The following is a 22282-nucleotide window of genomic DNA, read 5'->3' as shown; positions in this document are numbered from 1 at the left end:
GCACCCCTTCCTTACTCAGCACTGCTGCTGAAATCGAGATCTTGGCCTGGCTGAAGGGAGATAACTGCCTTCTTCCAGTCATTACGCTTGCCCAGACCGCGAGCAGTGCGCTTGCTCTTACCCAGAACGTTCAGGGTAGTAACACGCTCTACTTTCACGCTGAACAGGCTTTCGACGGCCTTCTTGATTTCCAGCTTGGTTGCGTCAGTAGCAACCTTGAAAACGAACTGGCCTTTTTTGTCAGCCAGAACCGTAGCCTTTTCGGAAACGTGCGGGCCAAGCAGAACTTTAAATACGCGTTCCTGGTTCATCCCAGCAGCTCCTCGAATTTCTTCACGGCCGACACGGTGATCAACACCTTGTCGTATGCGATCAGACTAACTGGATCGGAACCTTGCACATCACGTACATCGACGTGTGGCAGGTTGCGAGCAGCCAGGTACAGGTTCTGGTCAACAGCGTCCGACACGATCAGAACGTCGGTCAGGCTCATGTTGGTCAGTTTGCCCAGCAGGTCTTTGGTTTTCGGGGTTTCAACAGCGAAATCCTGAACCACAACCAGACGATCAGTACGCACCAGCTCAGCAAGGATGGAACGCATTGCTGCGCGATACATCTTCTTGTTCAGCTTTTGGGAGTGATCCTGAGGACGAGCTGCGAAAGTGGTACCGCCGCCACGCCAGATTGGGCTGCGAATGGTACCGGCACGAGCACGGCCAGTACCTTTCTGACGCCATGGGCGCTTGCCGCCACCGGAAACGTCGGAACGGGTCTTTTGCTGCTTGCTACCTTGACGGCCGCCGGCCATGTAGGCCACGACTGCTTGGTGAACCAGCGTCTCGTTGAATTCGCCGCCAAATGTCAGTTCGGAAACTTCGATCGCTTGAGCGTCATTTACATTTAATTGCATGTCAGCTTCCCCTTAACCGCGAGCCTTGGCTGCTGGACGTACAACCACGTTGCCGCCAGTAGCGCCAGGAACAGCACCCTTGACCAACAACAGATTGCGTTCAGCGTCCACGCGCACTACTTCGAGGGACTGCACGGTCACGCGCTCAGCGCCCATATGACCGGACATTTTTTTGCCCTTGAATACACGACCAGGAGTCTGGCACTGGCCGATAGAGCCTGGAACGCGGTGGGATACGGAGTTACCGTGGGTGTTATCTTGCCCGCGGAAGTTCCAACGCTTGATCGTACCCTGGAAGCCTTTACCCTTGGACTGACCGGTTACATCAACCAGTTGACCAGCGGCGAAGAGTTCAGCGTTGATCAGATCGCCGGCCTGGTACTCGCCTTCTTCAAGGCGGAATTCCATTACGGTACGACCAGCGGCTACGTTCGCCTTGGCGAAGTGGCCAGCCTGAGCTGCTGTTACACGCGAAGCGCGACGCTCGCCGACAGTGACTTGCACTGCACGATAGCCATCGGTTTCTTCAGTTTTGAACTGGGTGACGCGATTCGGCTCGATCTCAATGACCGTGACCGGAATGGAGACACCTTCTTCGGTGAAAATACGGGTCATACCGCATTTACGACCGACTACACCAATAGTCATGTTGTAAACCTCATGAGTGTACGGGGCTTTCACCCGCTATGGCCGCCCATTTCAGAGCGTTACACGACCAAGACCGAGTCTTAGCCGAGGCTGATCTGCACTTCCACACCGGCCGCAAGATCAAGCTTCATAAGAGCATCAACGGTTTTATCCGTTGGCTGGACGATGTCCAGAACGCGCTTATGAGTACGGATCTCGTACTGGTCACGCGCGTCTTTGTTGACGTGCGGGGAGACCAGAACGGTGAACCGCTCTTTACGGGTAGGCAGTGGAATTGGACCACGCACTTGAGCACCAGTACGTTTCGCGGTTTCCACGATTTCCTGGGTTGATTGGTCGATCAGGCGATGGTCAAAAGCCTTCAACCTGATACGGATTTGCTGATTTTGCATTGGATTTCAGACTCCGGCTGCTATTCCCACCGGGCGCAATACGCCCGTTAAAAGGAGGCGCAATTCTATAGACGCCCCAGATAGGTGTCAACCCAATAAAAAAGCCCCCGCTGAGCGGGGGCTTTTTCAAAGCATCGAAGCTATCTCAAAAAGAGATTACTCGATGATTTTAGCTACGACGCCAGCGCCGACGGTACGACCGCCTTCACGGATAGCGAAACGCAGACCGTCTTCCATCGCGATGGTTTTGATCAGGGTAACTTCCATCTGGATGTTATCACCTGGCATTACCATTTCAACGCCTTCTGGCAGCTGGCAGTTACCAGTCACGTCAGTAGTACGGAAGTAGAACTGTGGACGGTAGCCTTTGAAGAACGGAGTGTGACGACCGCCTTCTTCCTTGCTCAGAACGTAAACTTCTGCGGTGAACTTGGTGTGCGGCTTAACCGAACCTGGCTTAACCAGAACCTGGCCACGCTCAACGTCGTCACGCTTGGTACCACGCAGCAGAACGCCGCAGTTCTCGCCAGCACGACCTTCGTCGAGCAGTTTGCGGAACATTTCAACACCGGTGCAGGTGGTGGTAGTGGTGTCACGCAGACCAACGATTTCCAGTGCATCTTGAACGCGAACGATACCGCGCTCGATACGACCGGTTACCACAGTACCGCGACCGGAGATCGAGAATACGTCTTCGATTGGCATCAGGAACGGCTTGTCGATCATACGAACTGGTTCTGGGATGTAGCTGTCCAGAGTCTCTACCAGCTTCTTGACAGCGGTAGTGCCCATTTCGTTGTCGTCTTTGCCTTCCAGCGCCATACGAGCAGAACCGATGATGATTGGAGTGTCATCACCTGGGAAGTCGTAAGTGCTCAGCAGGTCGCGCACTTCCATCTCAACCAGTTCCAGCAGCTCAGCGTCGTCTACCAGGTCAGCCTTGTTCAGGAAAACCACGATGTACGGAACGCCTACCTGGCGGGACAGCAGGATGTGCTCACGGGTTTGTGGCATCGGACCATCAGCGGCCGAGCAAACCAGAATCGCGCCGTCCATCTGGGCAGCACCGGTGATCATGTTCTTCACGTAGTCAGCGTGACCTGGGCAGTCAACGTGAGCGTAGTGACGGATCAGCGAGTTGTATTCAACGTGCGCGGTGTTGATGGTGATACCACGAGCCTTTTCTTCTGGCGCGCTGTCGATCTTGTCGAATTCAACTACGGCCGAACCGAAAACTTCGGAGCAGACGCGAGTCAGAGCTGCGGTCAGAGTGGTTTTACCGTGGTCAACGTGACCGATGGTGCCAACGTTGACGTGCGGAAGGGAACGATCAAATTTTTCTTTAGCCACGACAATTAACTCCTAGCCTAAAGGGGCTGAATCAGCCTTGTTTTTTGGTTACAGTTTCGACGATGTGCGACGGAGCTGTATCGTATTTTTTGAATTCCATAGAGTAGCTTGCGCGACCCTGGGACATGGAACGAACGTCGGTCGCATAACCGAACATCTCACCCAGCGGAACTTCGGCGCGGATAACTTTGCCGGAGACCGTGTCTTCCATACCCTGAATCATGCCACGGCGACGGTTAAGGTCGCCCATCACATCACCCATATAGTCTTCAGGCGTAACAACCTCTACCGCCATGATCGGCTCGAGCAACTCACCACCGCCCTTCTGGGCCAGTTGCTTGGTCGCCATGGAAGCAGCCACCTTGAACGCCATCTCGTTGGAGTCGACGTCGTGGTAGGAACCATCGAACACAGTAGCCTTCAGGCCGATCAGCGGATAACCGGCAACTACGCCGTTTTTCATCTGCTCTTCGATACCTTTCTGGATAGCCGGGATGTATTCCTTAGGAACCACACCACCCACTACTTCGTTCACGAATTGCAGACCTTCCTGACCTTCGTCAGCAGGGGCAAAACGAATCCAGCAGTGACCAAACTGGCCACGACCACCGGATTGACGAACGAACTTGCCTTCGATTTCGCAGTTCTTCGTGATGCGCTCACGATACGAAACTTGAGGCTTACCGATGTTGGCTTCAACGTTGAACTCACGGCGCATCCGGTCAACCAGGATGTCCAGGTGCAACTCACCCATACCAGAGATGATCGTCTGACCAGTCTCTTCATCAGTCTTGACGCGGAAAGACGGGTCTTCCTGAGCGAGCTTGCCCAGAGCGATACCCATTTTTTCCTGGTCATCCTTGGTCTTAGGCTCAACGGCAACCGAAATAACCGGCTCCGGGAAGTCCATGCGAACCAGGATGATTGGCTTGTCAGCGCTGCACAAAGTCTCACCAGTGGTGACGTCCTTCATGCCGATCAAGGCCGCGATGTCACCAGCGCGTACTTCCTTGATTTCTTCACGGGCGTTTGCGTGCATTTGCACCATACGGCCCACCCGCTCTTTCTTGCCTTTGACCGAGTTGATCACGCCGTCACCGGAGTTCAACACGCCCGAATAAACACGGACGAAGGTCAGAGTACCCACGAACGGGTCGGTAGCGATCTTGAACGCCAGTGCTGCGAACGGCTCTTCGTCGTTTGCATGACGCTCCATTTCCTCTTCCTCGTTATCAGGGTTGGAACCCTTGATAGCAGGAATGTCGGTTGGAGCAGGCAGGAAGTCGATAACGGCGTCGAGAACCAGGGGAACACCCTTGTTCTTGAAGGAAGAACCGCAAACAGCCAGAACGATTTCGCCGGCGATAGTACGCTGACGCAAAGCAGCCTTGATCTCTTCGATCGACAGCTCTTCGCCTTCCAGGTACTTGTTCATCAGCTCTTCGTTGGCTTCGGCAGCGGCTTCAACCATGTTGTTGCGCCACTCTTCAGCCAGCTCTTGCAGCTCGGCAGGGATGTCCTTGCGAACAGGGACCATACCCTTGTCGGAGTCGTTCCAGTAGACAGCTTGCATGTTGATCAGATCGATCTGACCCTGGAAGTTGTCTTCGGAACCGATAGCCAACTGAATCGGCACCGGAGTGTGACCCAGACGCTGCTTGATCTGACCGATCACGCGCAGGAAGTTAGCGCCGGCACGGTCCATCTTGTTTACGTAAACAAGACGTGGAACACCGTATTTGTTGGCTTGGCGCCATACGGTTTCGGACTGCGGCTCAACGCCCGAAGTACCGCAGAACACAACGACAGCGCCGTCGAGTACGCGCAGGGAGCGCTCTACTTCAATGGTGAAGTCTACGTGGCCCGGGGTATCGATAACGTTGAAGCGATGCTCGTGCGAGTACTGCTTCTCGGAACCTTTCCAGAAGGCGGTGATGGCAGCAGAAGTAATGGTAATACCACGCTCCTGCTCCTGCACCATCCAGTCTGTGGTCGCGGCGCCATCATGCACCTCGCCCATTTTGTGACTTTTGCCGGTGTAAAAAAGGACGCGCTCGGTGGTGGTGGTTTTACCAGCATCCACGTGAGCGACGATACCGATGTTACGGTAGCGGCTAATCGGAGTAGTACGAGCCATAAAGCCCTCGCAAAATTAGTGAAGCTTAAATTAGAAGCGGTAGTGCGAGAAAGCCTTGTTGGCTTCGGCCATACGGTGCACGTCTTCACGCTTCTTAACTGCAGCACCTTTGCCTTCAGCAGCATCCAGCAGTTCGCCAGCCAAACGCAGAGCCATGGACTTCTCGCCGCGCTTGCGGGCGAAGTCTACCAACCAGCGCATTGCCAGAGCGTTACGACGGGAAGGACGAACCTCGACCGGAACCTGGTAAGTAGCACCACCAACGCGGCGCGACTTCACTTCGACCAGCGGAGCGATGGCGTCGAGTGCTTTTTCGAAGAGTTCCAGGGGATCGGTGCCAGCCTTACGAGCCGCAACGGTTTCCAGGGCACCATAAACGATACGCTCGGCAACGGCTTTCTTGCCGCTTTCCATAACGTGGTTCATGAATTTGGCGAGGATTTGGCTTCCGTATTTCGGATCGTCCAGAATCTCACGCTTTGCTGCTACGCGACGTCTTGGCATTGATAAGCCCTCAAACGGTCTTCAGGTTAGTTCGGAACAGATCTCGAGAGATACGTGCCCGACCTTACTCTTATCGACTCAATAAATTAGAAAACTGCAAAGCGGCCAATTACTTCGGACGCTTGGTACCGTACTTCGAACGACCCTGGTTACGACCTTTGACACCGGAAGTATCCAACGAACCGCGAACGGTGTGATAACGAACACCTGGCAAGTCTTTTACACGACCGCCGCGGATCAGTACCACGCTGTGCTCTTGCAGGTTGTGACCTTCACCACCGATGTACGAGGAAACCTCGAAACCGTTGGTCAGGCGCACACGGCATACTTTACGCAGTGCCGAGTTAGGTTTTTTCGGCGTGGTGGTGTACACACGGGTGCACACGCCACGACGTTGCGGGCAGTTCTGCAGCGCAGGCACGTCGGATTTCTCGACGATACGCTTACGCGGCTGACGTACCAGCTGGTTGATAGTTGCCATCTACTAGCTCCACTGTTGTCTTGCGACGCTATTGTCTTGCAAGAAAAGCAAAATGGCAGGAACGAGTTCCCGCCAAATTTAGGGGTACAAGAGTCTAAAGAGGATCTTGGCCCCAGTCAAGGCAAGGCCCCGACCTCCCCGCTCATCCAACCTCGACAATTTGTCTCGATTCGATGAACGGAATGGCCAGGGCCTTACGCTCGTTTATCGCAGAACTCAGTTACCGCTCGAGTTCAGCGCTTCGGTCAGCGCAGCTTCTACTTCACTGGCGCTTACGCGCAACGGCTTGTCGGCTTCACGGCGACGCTTACGCTCGCTGTGATAGGCCAGGCCGGTACCCGCCGGGATCAGACGACCCACGACCACGTTTTCTTTCAGGCCGCGCAGGTAATCGCGCTTGCCGGTTACCGCCGCTTCGGTCAGTACACGGGTGGTTTCCTGGAAGGAAGCCGCCGAGATGAACGATTCGGTGGACAACGACGCCTTGGTGATACCCAGTAGTACGCGAGTGAACTTGGAGACAAACTTGTCTTCCGCGGCCAGACGCTCGTTCTCTACCAGTACGTGAGTCAGTTCCATCTGGTCGCCCTTGATGAAACTGGAATCGCCGGATTCAGCGATTTCAACTTTACGCAGCATCTGACGCAGGATGGTCTCGATGTGCTTGTCGTTGATCTTCACGCCTTGCAGGCGATAAACGTCCTGGATCTCGTTCACGATGTACTTGGCCAGCGCACTCACACCCAGCAGACGCAGGATGTCGTGTGGATCGCTCGGGCCGTCGGAGATAACTTCGCCACGGTTTACCTGTTCGCCTTCGAAGACGTTCAGGTGACGCCACTTCGGAATCAGCTCTTCGTACGGATCGCTACCGTCGTTCGGAGTAATGACCAGACGGCGCTTGCCCTTGGTTTCTTTACCGAACGCGATGGTGCCGCTGACTTCAGCCAGAATCGACGCTTCTTTCGGACGACGGGCTTCGAACAAGTCGGCAACACGCGGCAGACCACCGGTGATGTCACGAGTCTTCGAGGTCTCTTGCGGGATACGAGCGATAACATCACCGATCGCGATCTTCGCACCATCCGCTACACCGACCAGGGCGTTGGCTGGCAGGAAGTACTGAGCGATAACGTCAGTGCCTGGCAGCAACAGATCCTTGCCGTTGTCGTCGACCATCTTCACGGCTGGACGAATGTCCTTGCCGGCAGCTGGACGATCTTTGGCGTCGAGTACTTCAATGTTGGTCATACCGGTCAATTCGTCAGTCTGACGCTTGATCGTGATGCCTTCTTCCATGCCCACGTAGGTCACGGTACCTTTCATTTCGGTAACGATTGGGTGAGTGTGCGGATCCCACTTGGCAACGATTGCGCCAGCGTCGACCTTGTCACCTTCTTTAACCGAAATCACAGCACCGTACGGCAGCTTGTAACGCTCGCGCTCACGACCGAAGTCATCAGCGATAGCCAGCTCACCGGAACGGGAGACAGCAACGAGGTGACCATCCACCCGCTCAACGTGCTTCAGGTTGTGCAGACGGACGGTACCGCCGTTCTTAACCTGAACGCTGTCGGCTGCGGAGGTCCGGCTTGCCGCACCACCGATGTGGAACGTCCGCATCGTCAGCTGGGTACCCGGCTCACCGATGGACTGTGCAGCGATAACGCCGACCGATTCACCGATGTTCACCTGGTGACCACGAGCCAGATCACGGCCGTAGCACTTGGCGCAAATGCCATAGCGGGTTTCGCAGCTGATCGGCGAACGCACGATCACTTCGTCGATGCTGTTCAGCTCGATGAACTCGACCCACTTCTCGTCTACCAGGGTGCCAGCAGGAACGATGACGTCCTCGGTACCCGGCTTGAATACGTCACGGGCGATGACACGACCCAATACGCGCTCACCCAACGGCTCGACAACGTCACCGCCTTCAATGTGCGGCGTCATCAGCAAGCCTTGCTCGGTCCCGCAATCGATCTCGGTCACGACCAGATCCTGCGCCACGTCTACCAGACGACGAGTCAGGTAACCGGAGTTCGCAGTTTTCAACGCGGTATCCGCCAGACCTTTACGAGCACCGTGAGTGGAAATGAAGTACTGGAGTACGCTCAAACCTTCACGGAAGTTCGCAGTAATCGGCGTTTCGATGATGGAACCGTCCGGCTTGGCCATCAGGCCACGCATACCGGCGAGCTGACGGATCTGCGCAGCAGAACCCCGTGCGCCCGAGTCGGCCATCATGTACATCGAGTTGAAGGATTCCTGGTCGACTTCGTCGCCATGACGGTCGATGACTTTCTCTTTCGAGAGGTTGGCCATCATCGCCTTGGAAACTTCGTCGTTCGCCTTGGACCAGAGGTCGATCACCTTGTTGTACTTCTCGCCCTGGGTTACCAGGCCGGAGGCGTACTGGCTTTCGATCTCTTTCACTTCGTCGGTAGCGGTACCGATGATTCGAGCTTTTTCATCCGGGATAACGAAGTCGTTAACACCGATGGAAACGCCGGAGATGGTCGAATAGGCAAAACCGGTGTACATCAACTGGTCAGCGAAGATCACGGTCTCTTTCAGACCGACCACGCGGTAGCACTGGTTGATCAGCTTGGAGATCGCCTTTTTCTTCATCGGCAGGTTGACGACGTCGAAGGACAGACCTTTTGGCACAACCTGGAACAGCAGCGCACGGCCGACAGTGGTGTCGACGATACGGGTACCGGTCACGCTACCACCGTCACGATCGTTGACGGTTTCGTTGATCCGCACTTTGACTTTCGCGTGCAGTGCCGCTTCGCCGGCACGGAACACACGGTCAACTTCCTGCAGATCCGCGAACACACGACCTTCGCCCTTGGCGTTGATCGCTTCACGAGTCATGTAGTACAGACCCAGTACAACGTCCTGCGACGGAACGATGATTGGCTCACCGTTGGCTGGCGACAGAATGTTGTTGGTCGACATCATCAACGCACGCGCTTCCAGCTGGGCTTCCAGCGTCAGCGGTACGTGCACGGCCATTTGGTCGCCGTCGAAGTCGGCGTTGTACGCAGCACAAACCAACGGGTGCAGCTGAATAGCCTTACCTTCGATCAGTACTGGTTCAAACGCCTGGATACCCAGACGGTGAAGGGTCGGTGCACGGTTGAGGAGTACCGGGTGTTCGCGAATGACTTCAGCGAGAACGTCCCATACTTCCGGCAGCTCGCGCTCGACCATCTTTTTGGCGGCCTTGATGGTGGTCGCCAGACCACGCATTTCCAGCTTGCCGAAAATGAACGGCTTGAACAGCTCGAGCGCCATTTTCTTCGGCAGACCGCACTGATGCAGACGCAGGGTCGGACCTACGGTAATTACCGAACGACCAGAGTAGTCAACACGCTTACCGAGCAAGTTCTGACGGAAACGACCTTGCTTACCCTTGATCATGTCAGCCAGGGATTTCAGAGGACGCTTGTTCGAACCGGTAATGGCGCGGCCACGACGGCCGTTGTCGAGCAGTGCATCGACAGCTTCCTGCAACATACGCTTTTCGTTGCGCACGATGATGTCCGGAGCGGACAGATCGAGCAAGCGCTTCAAGCGGTTGTTACGGTTGATCACTCGACGATACAAATCGTTGAGGTCGGAAGTCGCGAAGCGACCGCCATCCAGCGGGACCAGTGGACGCAGATCTGGCGGCAGAACCGGCAGAACGGTCAGCACCATCCATTCTGGCAAGTTGCCGGAACCCTGGAAGGCTTCCATCAACTTCAGACGCTTGGACAGCTTCTTGATTTTGGTCTCGGAGTTGGTTTGCGGAATTTCTTCGCGCAGACGACCAATCTCGTGCTCCAGGTCGATAGCGTGCAGCAGTTCGCGGACAGCTTCGGCACCCATGCGGGCATCGAAATCGTCACCGAATTCTTCCAGCGCTTCGAAGTACTGCTCGTCGTTGAGCAACTGACCTTTTTCAAGGGTGGTCATGCCTGGATCGATAACGACATAGCTCTCGAAGTAGAGAACGCGCTCGATATCACGCAGGGTCATGTCCATCAGCAAGCCGATACGCGACGGCAGCGATTTCAGGAACCAGATGTGAGCAACCGGCGAAGCCAGTTCGATGTGCGCCATGCGCTCACGACGAACCTTGGCCAGTGCGACTTCAACGCCGCACTTCTCGCAGATCACACCACGGTGCTTCAAGCGCTTGTACTTACCGCACAGGCACTCGTAATCCTTCACCGGGCCAAAGATCTTGGCGCAGAACAGGCCGTCACGCTCAGGTTTGAACGTACGGTAGTTGATGGTTTCCGGCTTTTTAACTTCACCGAACGACCACGAACGGATCATCTCAGGCGATGCCAACCCGATACGGATGGCGTCGAACTCTTCGACTTGACCCTGGTTTTTCAGCAAATTCAGTAGGTCTTTCAAGGCCTTTCCTCCTGGCGGAGCAGAGAGCGGGCAATCCTGCCCCGCTCTCGATTCGCGTCACGTGTTATTCGGTTTCCAGATCGATATCGATGCCGAGGGAACGAATTTCCTTGATCAACACGTTGAAGGACTCGGGCATGCCCGGCTCCATACGGTGATCGCCGTCCACGATGTTTTTGTACATCTTGGTCCGACCGTTCACATCGTCCGACTTCACTGTGAGCATTTCTTGCAGAGTGTATGCAGCACCGTATGCTTCCAGTGCCCAGACCTCCATCTCCCCGAAACGCTGACCACCGAACTGCGCCTTACCACCCAGCGGCTGCTGGGTAACCAGGCTGTACGAACCGGTAGAACGAGCGTGCATCTTGTCGTCTACCAAGTGGTTCAGCTTCAGCATGTACATGTAGCCAACGGTAACCGGGCGCTCGAACTTGTTGCCGGTACGGCCGTCAGTCAGTTGCATCTGGCCGCTTTCCGGCAGGTCTGCCAGTTTCAGCATGGCCTTGATTTCAACTTCCTTGGCACCGTCGAATACCGGAGTGGCCATTGGAACGCCGCCACGCAGGTTGTTCGCAAGATCCAGGATTTCCTGGTCGGAGAAGTCATCGAGGCTTTCCTGACGACCACCGATCTCGTTGTAGATCTCGTGCAGGAACTTACGCAGCTCGGCAACCTTACGCTGCTCTTCAACCATGCGGTTGATCTTCTCGCCCAGACCTTTGGCCGCGAGGCCCAGGTGGGTTTCGAGGATCTGACCAACGTTCATACGCGAAGGTACGCCCAGTGGGTTGAGTACGACGTCGACCGGCGTGCCATTGGCATCGTGCGGCATGTCTTCAACCGGCATGATCACGGAGACCACACCCTTGTTACCGTGACGACCGGCCATCTTGTCGCCCGGCTGGATGCGACGACGGATTGCCAGGTAGACCTTGACGATTTTCAGCACGCCTGGAGCCAGGTCATCGCCCTGCTGCAGTTTGCGCTTCTTGTCTTCGAACTTGTCGTCCAGCAGACGGCGGCGATCGACGATGTAAGCCTGAGCCTTCTCGAGCTGCTCGTTCAGAGCATCTTCAGCCATGCGCAGCTTGAACCACTGACCATGCTCAAGACCGTCGAGCACTTCATCGGTGATGTCCTGGCCTTTCTTCAGACCAGCGCCGCCTTCGGCTTTGTGGCCAACCAGAGCGGAGCGCAGACGTTCGAAGGTAGCGCCTTCAACGATACGGAACTCTTCATTCAGATCCTTGCGGATCTCGTCGAGCTGGCTCTTCTCGATGGACAGGGCACGACTGTCGCGCTCAACGCCATCACGGGTGAAGACCTGAACGTCGATGACAGTACCTTTGGTACCGGTTGGTACGCGCAGGGAAGTGTCCTTAACGTCGCTAGCCTTCTCACCGAAGATCGCGCGCAGCAGTTTTTCTTCTGGCGTCAGTTGGGTCTCGCCTTTCGGAGTGACCTTGCCGACCAGAATGTCGCCCGGGCCAACTTCGGCGCCGACGTAAACGATACCGGCTTCGTCCAGCTTGTTCAGCGCAGCTTCACCCACGTTCGGGATGTCCGCAGTGATTTCCTCTGGGCCAAGCTTGGTGTCACGAGCCACGCAGGTCAGTTCCTGAATGTGGATCGTGGTGAAGCGATCTTCCTGAACCACACGCTCGGACAGGCAAATGGAGTCTTCGAAGTTGAAGCCGTTCCATGCCATGAACGCGATACGCATGTTCTGACCCAAAGCCAGTTCACCCATATCGGTGGACGGACCGTCAGCCATGATGTCGCTACGCTGAACCCGATCACCCTTACGCACCAGCGGACGCTGGTTGATGCAGGTGTTCTGGTTGGAGCGGGTGTATTTGGTCAGGTTGTAGATGTCGACACCGGCTTCGCCAGTTTCAACTTCATCATCTGCAACACGAACCACGATACGGCTGGCGTCGACGGAATCGATAACGCCGCCACGACGAGCCACGACGCAAACGCCGGAGTCACGAGCTACGTTACGCTCCATGCCGGTACCGACCAGCGGCTTGTCAGCGCGCAGCGTTGGTACAGCTTGACGCTGCATGTTCGAACCCATCAACGCACGGTTGGCGTCGTCGTGCTCGAGGAACGGGATCAGCGACGCTGCGACCGAAACTACCTGCTTCGGCGACACGTCCATCAAGGTGACGTCTTCCGGCGCCTTGACGGTGAACTCGTTCAGGTGACGAACAGCTACCAGCTCGTCGATCAGGACTTTCTTGTCGCTCATCGTGGCGGAAGCCTGGGCGATCACGTGATCAGCTTCTTCGATGGCGGACAGGAATACGATCTCGTCAGTGACCAGAGCGTCTTTCACCACACGGTACGGGCTCTCGAGGAAACCGTACTGGTTGGTGCGCGCATACGCAGCCAGGGAGTTGATCAGACCGATGTTCGGACCTTCCGGCGTTTCAATCGGGCATACACGACCGTAGTGAGTCGGGTGTACGTCACGAACTTCGAAGCCTGCACGCTCACGAGTCAAACCACCTGGGCCGAGTGCGGAAACACGACGCTTGTGGGTGATCTCGGACAGCGGGTTGTTCTGGTCCATGAACTGGGACAGCTGGCTCGAACCGAAGAACTCTTTCACCGCCGCAGCCACTGGCTTGGCGTTGATGAGGTCTTGCGGCATCAGGCCTTCGCTTTCAGCCATCGACAGACGCTCTTTGACCGCGCGCTCAACACGCACCAAGCCAACGCGGAACTGGTTTTCGGCCATCTCGCCTACACAGCGAACACGACGGTTACCCAGGTGGTCGATGTCATCGACGATGCCTTTGCCGTTACGGATGTCGACCAGGGTCTTCAGTACCGCAACGATGTCTTCCTTGGACAACACGCCCGAACCTTCGATTTCGGTACGACCGATACGACGGTTGAACTTCATCCGGCCGACCGCAGACAGGTCATAGCGCTCAGGGCTGAAGAACAGGTTGTTGAACAGGGTCTCGGCAGCATCCTTGGTTGGCGGCTCGCCTGGACGCATCATGCGATAGATTTCGACCAGCGCTTCCAATTGGTTGCTGGTGGAATCGATCTTCAGGGTGTCGGAGACGAACGGACCACAGTCGATATCGTTGGTGTACAACGTCTCGATGCGAACGACCTGAGCCTTGGCAATTTTTGCCAGCACTTCTGTCGTCAGCTCGGTGTTGCATTCAGCCAGGATTTCACCGGTAGCCGGGTGCACGATGACCTTGGCGGTGGTGCGACCCAGGACGTAGTCCAGAGGCACTTCCAGCTCTTTGATCCCGGCTTTTTCCAGCTGGTTGATGTGGCGAGCAGTGATACGGCGACCTTGCTCGACAATAACCTTGCCTTTGTCATCCTGGATATCCAGGACCGCAATTTCACCGCGCAGACGCTGAGGCACCAGTTCCAGGCTCAGGTTTTCGCCTTTCACATGGAATACGTTGGTGGTGTAGAACGCGTCCAGCACTTCTTCAGTGGTGTAACCGAGCGCGCGCAGCAATACCGATGCTGGCAGCTTGCGGCGACGGTCGATACGCACGAACACGCAGTCTTTCGGGTCGAACTCGAAGTCCAACCACGAACCGCGGTAAGGGATGATCCGCGCCGAGTACAGCAGCTTGCCGGAGCTGTGCGTCTTGCCACGATCGTGGTCGAAGAACACGCCAGGGGAGCGGTGCAGCTGGGAAACGATTACACGCTCAGTACCGTTGATTACGAAGGTACCGTTTTCAGTCATCAGGGGAATTTCACCCATGTAGACTTCTTGCTCTTTGATGTCCTTGATCGCTTTGTTCGACGATTCTTTGTCGAAAATGATCAGGCGCACTTTTACCCGCAAAGGTACGGCGTAAGTCACACCGCGCAATACGCATTCTTTGACATCAAATGCCGGTTCGCCCAGGCGATAACCGACGTACTCCAAGGCAGCATTGCCGGAGTAGCTGATGATCGGGAAAACGGATTTGAAGGCCGCATGCAGGCCCACGTCGCGGAACTGATCTTTAGTCGCTCCCGCTTGCAAGAATTCACGATACGAATCCAGCTGGATGGCCAGGAGGTAAGGCACATCCATGACGTCCGGCAACTTGCTAAAGTCCTTGCGGATACGTTTTTTCTCAGTATATGAGTAAGCCATCAGCGTTCCCCAGCTTGGTCACCTGCTTGTTTGGCCCCTCCCGACGGGAGCAGCCAGAAAATCGTGCAAACCCCATGGTTTGCGCCACCATATCGGGTGGTTACAGCTCGTTATCAGCACCGACCCAGTCGGCTGCCAATAACGGAAAAAGGCCGGTGGCAAGAGCCACCAGCCATCAGCCTGTCGCTTAACGCTCGGGCTGGAGGAGCAAAGTCGATGCTTACTTCAGCTCGACTTTAGCGCCTGCTTCTTCCAGCTTCTTCTTAGCGTCTTCAGCAGCTTCTTTCGAAACGCCTTCAGCTACAACCTGAGGAGCGCCGTCGACTTTCTCTTTGGCTTCTTTCAGGCCCAGACCAGTCAGTTCACGAACTGCCTTGATCACGTTTACTTTCTTCTCGCCGGCTTCAAGCAGAACAACGTTGAATTCGGTTTGCTCTTCAACAACAGCGGCAGCAGCAGCTGGACCAGCAGCAGCAACAGCAGCGGTCACGCCGAAGGTTTCTTCCATTGCTTTGATCAGCTCAACAACTTCCAGAACGGTTTTCTGGCCGATTGCTTCGATGATTTGTTCGTTAGTCAGAGACATGACTTGAATCCTGTATTGGGGTGACAGCTTACGCAGCCATCAAATTAAACATATGATTTGGAAAGATTCGACTGAGCCTTAGGCTGCAGCAGCTTCTTTCTGGTCGCGAACGGCTGCCAGAGTACGAGCCAGCTTGCTGGTAGCGCCTTGAATCACGCTCATCAGTTTCGCAATAGCTTCGTCGCGGGTCGGCAGGGTAGCCAACACGTCGATCTGGTTAGCGGCAAGAAACTTGCCATCAAACGCAGCTGCCTTGATCTCGAACTTGTCCTGACCCTTGGCGAACTCTTTGAAAATCCGGGCAGCAGCGCCTGGATGTTCCTTGGAGAATGCAATCAGGGTAGGGCCGGTGAACACGTCGTTGAGGACACTGAATTCAGTGTCAGCAACAGCGCGCTTGAGCAGGGTATTACGTACAACACGTACGTAAACGCCAGCTTCACGAGCCTCTTTACGGAGTCCGGTCATTGCGCCTACTGTTACGCCACGGGCATCAGCCACGACAGCGGACAGAGCGACTTTGGCAGCCTCGTTGACTTCAGCGACGATGGCCTTCTTGTCTTCGAGTTTAATTGCCACGGGTTTAACTCCTGCTTGTTACCGTTTCATCCAGTCGGAACCGGATGTCGTTTTGGTGTCTGATTCGGTAAGGAACCGGGAGCACCATCTGCGTAGGCTTGTGGTTTAAGACTTGCGTCGCCTACGGTCTTGGATAGCCCCCGCCAGGCAGGGACCCCAATTTTTCAATTGGCGCAATCGCTTGCGCCAATTTATGTCTTACGCGTCGAGCGAGCTTTGGTCGATGACCAGACCTGGGCCCATAGTGGTGCTCAGGGTAACGCGCTTGACGTAAATGCCTTTCGAAGAAGCTGGCTTGATACGCTTCAGATCAGCGATCAGGGCTTCAACGTTTTCCTTCAGCTTGACGGCATCGAAGCCGATCTTGCCAACGGAAGTGTGGATGATGCCGTTTTTGTCGGTGCGATAACGAACCTGACCAGCCTTCGCGTTCTTGACTGCGGTAGCTACGTCTGGAGTAACGGTGCCGACTTTAGGGTTAGGCATCAGACCACGTGGACCGAGGATCTGACCCAACTGACCTACAACGCGCATGGCATCCGGGGATGCGATAACTACGTCATAGTTCAGGTCGCCGCCTTTCATTTCGGCAGCCAGTTCGTCCATACCTACACGGTCAGCGCCGGCAGCCAGAGCGGCCTCGGCAGCTGGACCCTGGGTGAACACAGCAACGCGTACGGTCTTGCCAGTGCCGTGTGGCAGCACGGTAGCGCTACGAACGACCTGGTCGGATTTACGCGGGTCAACGCCCAGGTTTACAGCAACGTCGAACGACTCGCTGAACTTGACAGTCGACAGCTCAGAAAGCAGAGCAGCAGCGTCTACAAAGTTGTAGGCCTTGCCTGCTTCGATTTTGCCGGCGATAGCCTTTTGACGCTTGGTCAGCTTAGCCATTACACACCCTCCACGTTAAGGCCCATGCTACGAGCAGAACCGGCGATGGTACGCACGGCTGCATCCATATCAGCTGCAGTCAGATCCGCGTTTTTGGTTTTCGCGATTTCTTCCAGCTGAGCACGAGTCACAGTGCCAACCTTAACGGTGTTCGGACGAGCGGAACCGCTGGTCAGACCGGCCGCCTTCTTCAGCAGAACCGAAGCAGGGGTGGATTTGGTTTCGAAAGTGAAGCTACGGTCGCTGTAGACAGTGATGATCACTGGAGTCGGCAGACCTGGCTCAAGACCCTGAGTACGGGCGTTGAAAGCCTTGCAGAATTCCATGATGTTCACGCCGTGCTGACCCAGTGCAGGACCAACAGGTGGACTTGGGTTAGCCTGAGCGGCCTTCACTTGCAGCTTGATGTAAGCGGTAATCTTCTTGGCCATGAGGCACTCCAATTACGGGTTCGAACGCCTCGAAAGGCTCCCCGGTTACTTGCGCGTTTATCCCAGTGACGACAAAACCCCACAGCCTGGGGCTGCGGGGTTGGGATGCTTGTACAGCTAGACCTTTTCGACCTGGCTGAACTCCAACTCTACCGGAGTAGAGCGACCGAAAATGAGCACCGCCACTTGGATCCGGCTCTTTTCGTAGTTAACTTCTTCAACGGTGCCGGTAAAGTCGGCAAACGGACCATCATTGACACGCACCGACTCACCCGGCTCGAACAACGTCTTCGGCTTAGGCTTGTCGCTACCATCAGCAACGCGACGCAGAATCGCTTCCGCTTCTTTATCCGTGATAGGTGCAGGCTTGTCGGCGGTACCGCCAATGAAGCCCATCACACGAGGAGTATCCTTGACCAAGTGCCAAGTACCCTCGTTCATATCCATCTGAACCAGCACATAACCTGGGAAGAACTTACGCTCGCTTTTGCGTTTCTGGCCATTACGCATTTCAACCACTTCTTCAGTGGGAACCAGAATTTCGCCGAAGCCATCTTCCATGCCAGCCAGCTTTACGCGCTCAATCAGCGAGCGCATGACATGCTTCTCGTAACCGGAGTAAGCATGCACAACATACCAACGCTTAGCCACGGGACACCCTTAGCCGACAATCAAGGAGACAAGCCAACCGAGCAGGGAATCAAGACCCCACAACAGCAGCGCCATAACCAGCACCACAGCCACAACGATCAGCGTGGTCTGCGTGGTCTCTTGGCGCGTTGGCCATACGACTTTACGAATCTCGGTGCGAGCTTCCTTAACCAGTACAAAGAAAGACTTGCCCTTGACGGTCTGCAGGCCTACAAAGGCAGCTACAGCAGCAATGACGAGCAACGCTAGTACGCGGTACAGGATCGGCGAAGCAGAGTAATACTGATTACCAACAACGCCAACAACCACCAAAGCGACTACTACTAGCCACTTGAGCAGATCGAAGCGAGAGCCTTGAGCTTCAGCTTTAGGAGTCATCTATGAAGATCCTGTGAAAAGAAAGCCAGATACACCGAGTGAATCTGGCAGGTCAGGAGGGAATCGAACCCCCAACCTACGGTTTTGGAGACCGTCGCTCTGCCAATTGAGCTACTGACCTAAAACAAAATCAGGCCGACCATTATGCCGGCCCGAAAAAGACATTACAACAACTTACTCGAAAACCCAGCCCTCAACACCGGCGGGATGACTACCCTCCTGAGCAAAAACCTTCCCAGGAAAGGAGCCGAACAAACCAAGCAAGCCATTAAAACAAAGGCAGATATTTTCATATCTGCCTTGTTATATGGAGCTCTTGAGCGGATTTGAACCGCTGACCTCACCCTTACCAAGGGTGTGCTCTACCAACTGAGCTACAAGAGCGTAACACCTTGCAAAACCTGCAAGTTTGGAGCGGGTAGCGGGAATCGAACCCGCATCATCAGCTTGGAAGGCTGAGGTTCTACCACTAAACTATACCCGCGGAGCTTGCAGCTCTCGCTAAAAATGGTGGAGGGGGAAGGATTCGAACCTTCGAAGTCGTAGACGTCAGATTTACAGTCTGATCCCTTTGGCCGCTCGGGAACCCCTCCTAAGCGAGCCGGCATTCTACATCATGCCAGCCTTCTGTCAAGCATTTTTCTCATTAAAAACCTGAGCTTAGCTGCGTTGACCTCACTTCACACCGTAGCCCTTTAAAGGTCTTCACTGCGAAGCGGGCGCCATTCTATGCAAACTACTCGGCGGACGCAACCCCCTCGCAGGGCATTATTTTATGTTTTAAGTCATTGAATTCTCTGGAAAGGTTTTGGAGCTGCACATCGTCAAGCCAGCGTCGGCTTTCAGGGGCCACCTGCACCCAGAAACCCGCGAGTTCCGGGTTGCTCCTCGAGAGAGGCTGATATTTGATCTCCATACCTTTTAAGCGCGCTTCCACCGCCTGGAGCGACTCCTGTCGCGCGAAACCACCCAGGTAAAGACATTCATTGTCCGACTGCACAGGCTTTCCCTTGGCCCGAGACGCATCAGTCGCCTCGCTCAGCAAGCGAATATCCTGCTGATTTCCTTTGTAGAGACTCAAAGGGGTGACGTCTTTCGCGCGCAGGGGAGCCTCTTGTTGATGCCATATGTAATAGAACACATTGAGAACGAGCAGCAGCAGGAACAACCAACGCATAAGAACCTCAGGACAAAGGACATGCCATAGCCAAACCCACGAATACCAGATCAGGAACCACCCTGGCTTCAGGCACGACCCCGGACACCAACTCCGCGTCCCCTCCTGTCAGGAACAACGAAAAATCTGCCCCCCAATAGGTACGCGCAAGTTCCAGTTGAGTCAGAACGAACCCCCGCAACATCAGGGAGCAACCACGCTCTACCGCCTCGACAGTCGTCCGCCCCGGCACAAGGCTCTCCAGGGCGCGCTCGGCAGCCAAGTCTCCATAGCGAATTTTACGAGTATGGGTGCGCAGTTGATTTCGCATAAGCGGCATTCCAGGGCAAATGAAGCCCCCAAGATGCTGACCATCAGCGGCAATAAAATCCGCCGTGACGGCGGTCCCGAAATCCAGCACCAGGCATGCACCGGCAGCCAAATGATATCCGCCAAGCATCGCCAGCCAGCGATCCAGACCGAGGCGCTCGAATTCCTCATAGCCGTTGCGGACCCCCGACATTTCGCGCGCAGGGGCCGCACACGCCACCGAAACGCCAAAGGCGCCGGTCAACAGGGCGACCAGCGCAGCAGTCTCTTCATCCGTCCTCACACTGACCAACCGGCAGAACTTGAGTTCCAGCCCGGAGAGCGCTCCCAGACTTTCTAGCAGGGCGAGATTCGAATCGACGACACCTTCACCTATCGTGCGGCACTTGTCAGCAGCAAGCACCCGCCACTTGATGAAACTGTTTCCGCAGTCGAGCTCAAGAATCATCGCGCAACCTCAAACTGAGCTCACCGCCACTAAAGATTTTTTCCACACCATCCACCTTCAAGCGCAGCGCACCCTGACTATCAATACCAAGCACTTCGCCATCGACCTGGTTGACTCCAGCGATCAACGACACCGCCCGCCCCTGCCACAGATGACTCTGCTCCCACTCCGCCTGGATCGCGGCAAATCCGCCGTTACGATGGCGATTCAAGTAAACCTGAAGCATTTGCCCCAACTGCGCGACCAGGCGATTGCGATCGACTGCGACTCCCGACTCAAGCCGCATGGATGTCCATTGCTGATCAACCTCATCGGTCACCTGCATGTTCACATTGATTCCCACACCGAGAACGACGTGACAGACATCAGCGGGATCGCCGACCAATTCAAGCAGGATCCCGGCGATTTTCTTGCGTCCGACCAGAACATCATTAGGCCACTTCAAACCAGCACCCGACACACCCAGGCCTCGCAAGGTTTGCATGACTGCAAGCCCGACAACAAGACTCAACCCTTCCAGCTGTCGCATGCCGCCGTCAATACGCAACACCAGGCTGTAGTAGATGTTCTCCGCGAACGGGCTCGCCCACCGGCGCCCTCGACGCCCGCGCCCTGAGGTCTGCCGTTCGGCGAGCACCAGGAATGGTGCGGCCACGCCCCGCTCTACCGCGCGCAGCGCTTCGGCATTGGTCGAGTCAATTGAGTCAAATACCAGGATGGGCCAATTACAACCAGGCGAGTGCTCCGTGATCGCGTCCGAATCCAGCAAGGTCAACGGCGCAGCCAGTTGATAGCCACGACCTCGCACCTTATGGATAGACAGACCCAGTTCAGCCTCTAAAAGCTGAAGCTGTTTCCATACGGCACTGCGACTGACACCCAACGCAGCACCCAGCGCCTGCCCCGAATGAAATCGGCCATCCTTAAGAAGCTCTAACAACGTCAGCATGCAGGTCTCGCCTCACAATGAGGCACGCATGATAGCCACGCCTTGACCCCTTGCATAGAAAGCGTGTCAGGCAGATTTGCGAGCGACAAAAACAAAACCCCAACTGCTTTCGCAATTGGGGTTTCGGAATTTAATCTTGACGATGACCTACTCTCACATGGGGAAACCCCACACTACCATCGGCGATGCATCGTTTCACTGCTGAGTTCGGGATGGGATCAGGTGGTTCCAATGCTCTATGGTCGTCAAGAAATTCTTGAGCTGACGTGTCTTTCGACATTCCAGCGAATCGGGTATGTGATGTCTTTCGGCTTTGTGAGTCGCAAACTTTCGGTTCGTTTCGTCTTCACAACACCGCAATCTGGCCTTTCGACTCAAATTGCTTGGGTGTTATATGGTCAAGCCTCACGGGCAATTAGTATTGGTTAGCTCAACGCCTCACAGCGCTTACACACCCAACCTATCAACGTCGTAGTCTTCGACGGCCCTTCAGGGAACTCAAGGTTCCAGTGAGATCTCATCTTGAGGCAAGTTTCCCGCTTAGATGCTTTCAGCGGTTATCTTTCCCGAACATAGCTACCCGGCAATGCCACTGGCGTGACAACCGGAACACCAGAGGTTCGTCCACTCCGGTCCTCTCGTACTAGGAGCAGCCCCTCTCAAATCTCAAACGTCCACGGCAGATAGGGACCGAACTGTCTCACGACGTTCTAAACCCAGCTCGCGTACCACTTTAAATGGCGAACAGCCATACCCTTGGGACCGGCTTCAGCCCCAGGATGTGATGAGCCGACATCGAGGTGCCAAACACCGCCGTCGATATGAACTCTTGGGCGGTATCAGCCTGTTATCCCCGGAGTACCTTTTATCCGTTGAGCGATGGCCCTTCCATACAGAACCACCG

At 55.4% G+C, this 22282-nt stretch carries 19 protein-coding genes, 4 tRNA genes and 2 rRNA genes (1 of these 25 cut by a window edge); all 25 read right to left on the bottom strand.

The features are described from left to right. Positions 1-11 precede the first annotated feature (11 nt). Positions 12-311 (bottom strand): 50S ribosomal protein L23, encoded by a 300-nt coding sequence (gene rplW, locus AB4N64_RS27850; RefSeq protein WP_002555488.1) that lies wholly within the window; start codon positions 309-311, stop codon positions 12-14. Beyond that, complete coding sequence (gene rplD / locus AB4N64_RS27845) at positions 308-910, bottom strand: 50S ribosomal protein L4 (protein ID WP_460120420.1); 603 nt, start codon at positions 908-910, stop codon at positions 308-310. The genes rplW and rplD overlap by 4 nt, the downstream gene beginning before the upstream one ends. Positions 911-922: 12 nt before the next feature. Beyond that, positions 923-1558 carry a 50S ribosomal protein L3 gene (gene rplC, locus AB4N64_RS27840; protein WP_460120419.1) on the bottom strand — a complete coding sequence of 212 codons (636 nt, stop codon included), beginning with the start codon at positions 1556-1558 and terminating at the stop codon, positions 923-925. A gap of 80 nt (positions 1559-1638) precedes the next feature. Continuing rightward, positions 1639-1950 carry a 30S ribosomal protein S10 gene (gene rpsJ, locus AB4N64_RS27835; RefSeq protein WP_003186070.1) on the bottom strand — a complete coding sequence of 104 codons (312 nt, stop codon included), beginning with the start codon at positions 1948-1950 and terminating at the stop codon, positions 1639-1641. 156 nt (positions 1951-2106) lie between these two features. After that, complete coding sequence (tuf, locus tag AB4N64_RS27830; RefSeq protein WP_460120417.1) at positions 2107-3300, bottom strand: elongation factor Tu; 1194 nt, start codon at positions 3298-3300, stop codon at positions 2107-2109. Between the two features lie 31 nt (positions 3301-3331). After that, complete coding sequence (fusA, locus tag AB4N64_RS27825; protein ID WP_460120415.1) at positions 3332-5437, bottom strand: elongation factor G; 2106 nt, start codon at positions 5435-5437, stop codon at positions 3332-3334. A 30-nt stretch (positions 5438-5467) separates the two neighbouring features. After that, positions 5468-5941, bottom strand: a complete 474-nt coding sequence (gene rpsG / locus AB4N64_RS27820) for a 30S ribosomal protein S7 (protein ID WP_016772941.1) — start codon at positions 5939-5941, stop codon at positions 5468-5470. Positions 5942-6050: 109 nt separating this feature from the next. Next, complete coding sequence (gene rpsL / locus AB4N64_RS27815; RefSeq protein WP_003186084.1) at positions 6051-6422, bottom strand: 30S ribosomal protein S12; 372 nt, start codon at positions 6420-6422, stop codon at positions 6051-6053. A gap of 216 nt (positions 6423-6638) precedes the next feature. Next, positions 6639-10838 (bottom strand): DNA-directed RNA polymerase subunit beta', encoded by a 4200-nt coding sequence (gene rpoC, locus AB4N64_RS27810; RefSeq protein ID WP_460120413.1) that lies wholly within the window; start codon positions 10836-10838, stop codon positions 6639-6641. A 64-nt stretch (positions 10839-10902) separates the two neighbouring features. Further along, positions 10903-14976, bottom strand: a complete 4074-nt coding sequence (gene rpoB, locus AB4N64_RS27805; protein ID WP_460120411.1) for a DNA-directed RNA polymerase subunit beta — start codon at positions 14974-14976, stop codon at positions 10903-10905. A gap of 220 nt (positions 14977-15196) precedes the next feature. After that, the gene (rplL, locus tag AB4N64_RS27800) at positions 15197-15562 is read right to left on the bottom strand and encodes a 50S ribosomal protein L7/L12 (protein WP_033703494.1); all 366 of its coding nucleotides are present in this window, start codon (positions 15560-15562) and stop codon (positions 15197-15199) included. Positions 15563-15640: 78 nt separating this feature from the next. Next, the gene (gene rplJ, locus AB4N64_RS27795; protein WP_018925653.1) at positions 15641-16141 is read right to left on the bottom strand and encodes a 50S ribosomal protein L10; all 501 of its coding nucleotides are present in this window, start codon (positions 16139-16141) and stop codon (positions 15641-15643) included. 198 nt (positions 16142-16339) lie between these two features. Beyond that, positions 16340-17035: a 50S ribosomal protein L1 gene (rplA, locus tag AB4N64_RS27790; RefSeq protein ID WP_460120408.1), complete on the bottom strand. Its 696-nt coding sequence runs from the start codon at positions 17033-17035 to the stop codon at positions 16340-16342. Next, on the bottom strand, positions 17035-17466 hold the full coding sequence (gene rplK, locus AB4N64_RS27785) for a 50S ribosomal protein L11 (RefSeq protein ID WP_003176435.1): 432 nt from the start codon (positions 17464-17466) through the stop codon (positions 17035-17037). Before rplK ends, rplA begins: the two co-directional genes overlap by 1 nt. A 117-nt stretch (positions 17467-17583) precedes the next feature. Continuing rightward, positions 17584-18117 carry a transcription termination/antitermination protein NusG gene (gene nusG, locus AB4N64_RS27780; RefSeq protein ID WP_007933727.1) on the bottom strand — a complete coding sequence of 178 codons (534 nt, stop codon included), beginning with the start codon at positions 18115-18117 and terminating at the stop codon, positions 17584-17586. 9 nt (positions 18118-18126) lie between these two features. Then, entirely contained in the window at positions 18127-18495 is a 369-nt protein-coding gene (gene secE, locus AB4N64_RS27775) for a preprotein translocase subunit SecE (RefSeq protein ID WP_007896620.1), read from the bottom strand. 45 nt (positions 18496-18540) lie between these two features. After that, a tRNA-Trp gene (locus AB4N64_RS27770) sits at positions 18541-18616 on the bottom strand. Between the two features lie 187 nt (positions 18617-18803). Continuing rightward, positions 18804-18879 (bottom strand) — tRNA-Thr (locus AB4N64_RS27765). A gap of 26 nt (positions 18880-18905) precedes the next feature. Then, a tRNA-Gly gene (locus AB4N64_RS27760) sits at positions 18906-18979 on the bottom strand. 24 nt (positions 18980-19003) lie between these two features. Further along, positions 19004-19088 (bottom strand) — tRNA-Tyr (locus tag AB4N64_RS27755). Between the two features lie 143 nt (positions 19089-19231). Further along, positions 19232-19672, bottom strand: a complete 441-nt coding sequence (locus AB4N64_RS27750) for a hypothetical protein (RefSeq protein ID WP_460120405.1) — start codon at positions 19670-19672, stop codon at positions 19232-19234. 7 nt (positions 19673-19679) lie between these two features. Continuing rightward, on the bottom strand, positions 19680-20429 hold the full coding sequence (locus AB4N64_RS27745; RefSeq protein WP_460120403.1) for a pantothenate kinase: 750 nt from the start codon (positions 20427-20429) through the stop codon (positions 19680-19682). After that, positions 20419-21378 (bottom strand): bifunctional biotin--[acetyl-CoA-carboxylase] ligase/biotin operon repressor BirA, encoded by a 960-nt coding sequence (gene birA / locus AB4N64_RS27740; RefSeq protein ID WP_460120402.1) that lies wholly within the window; start codon positions 21376-21378, stop codon positions 20419-20421. The genes AB4N64_RS27745 and birA overlap by 11 nt, the downstream gene beginning before the upstream one ends. A gap of 134 nt (positions 21379-21512) precedes the next feature. Then, positions 21513-21628, bottom strand: a 5S ribosomal RNA gene (gene rrf / locus AB4N64_RS27735). 144 nt (positions 21629-21772) lie between these two features. Then, positions 21773-22282, bottom strand: a 23S ribosomal RNA gene (locus AB4N64_RS27730) (it continues 2384 nt past the right edge of the window).

Source organism: Pseudomonas sp. S2_C03, assembly GCF_054668405.1.
Note: the sequence above shows the minus strand (reverse complement) of the source record. Positions and strands in the feature narration are given on the sequence as shown.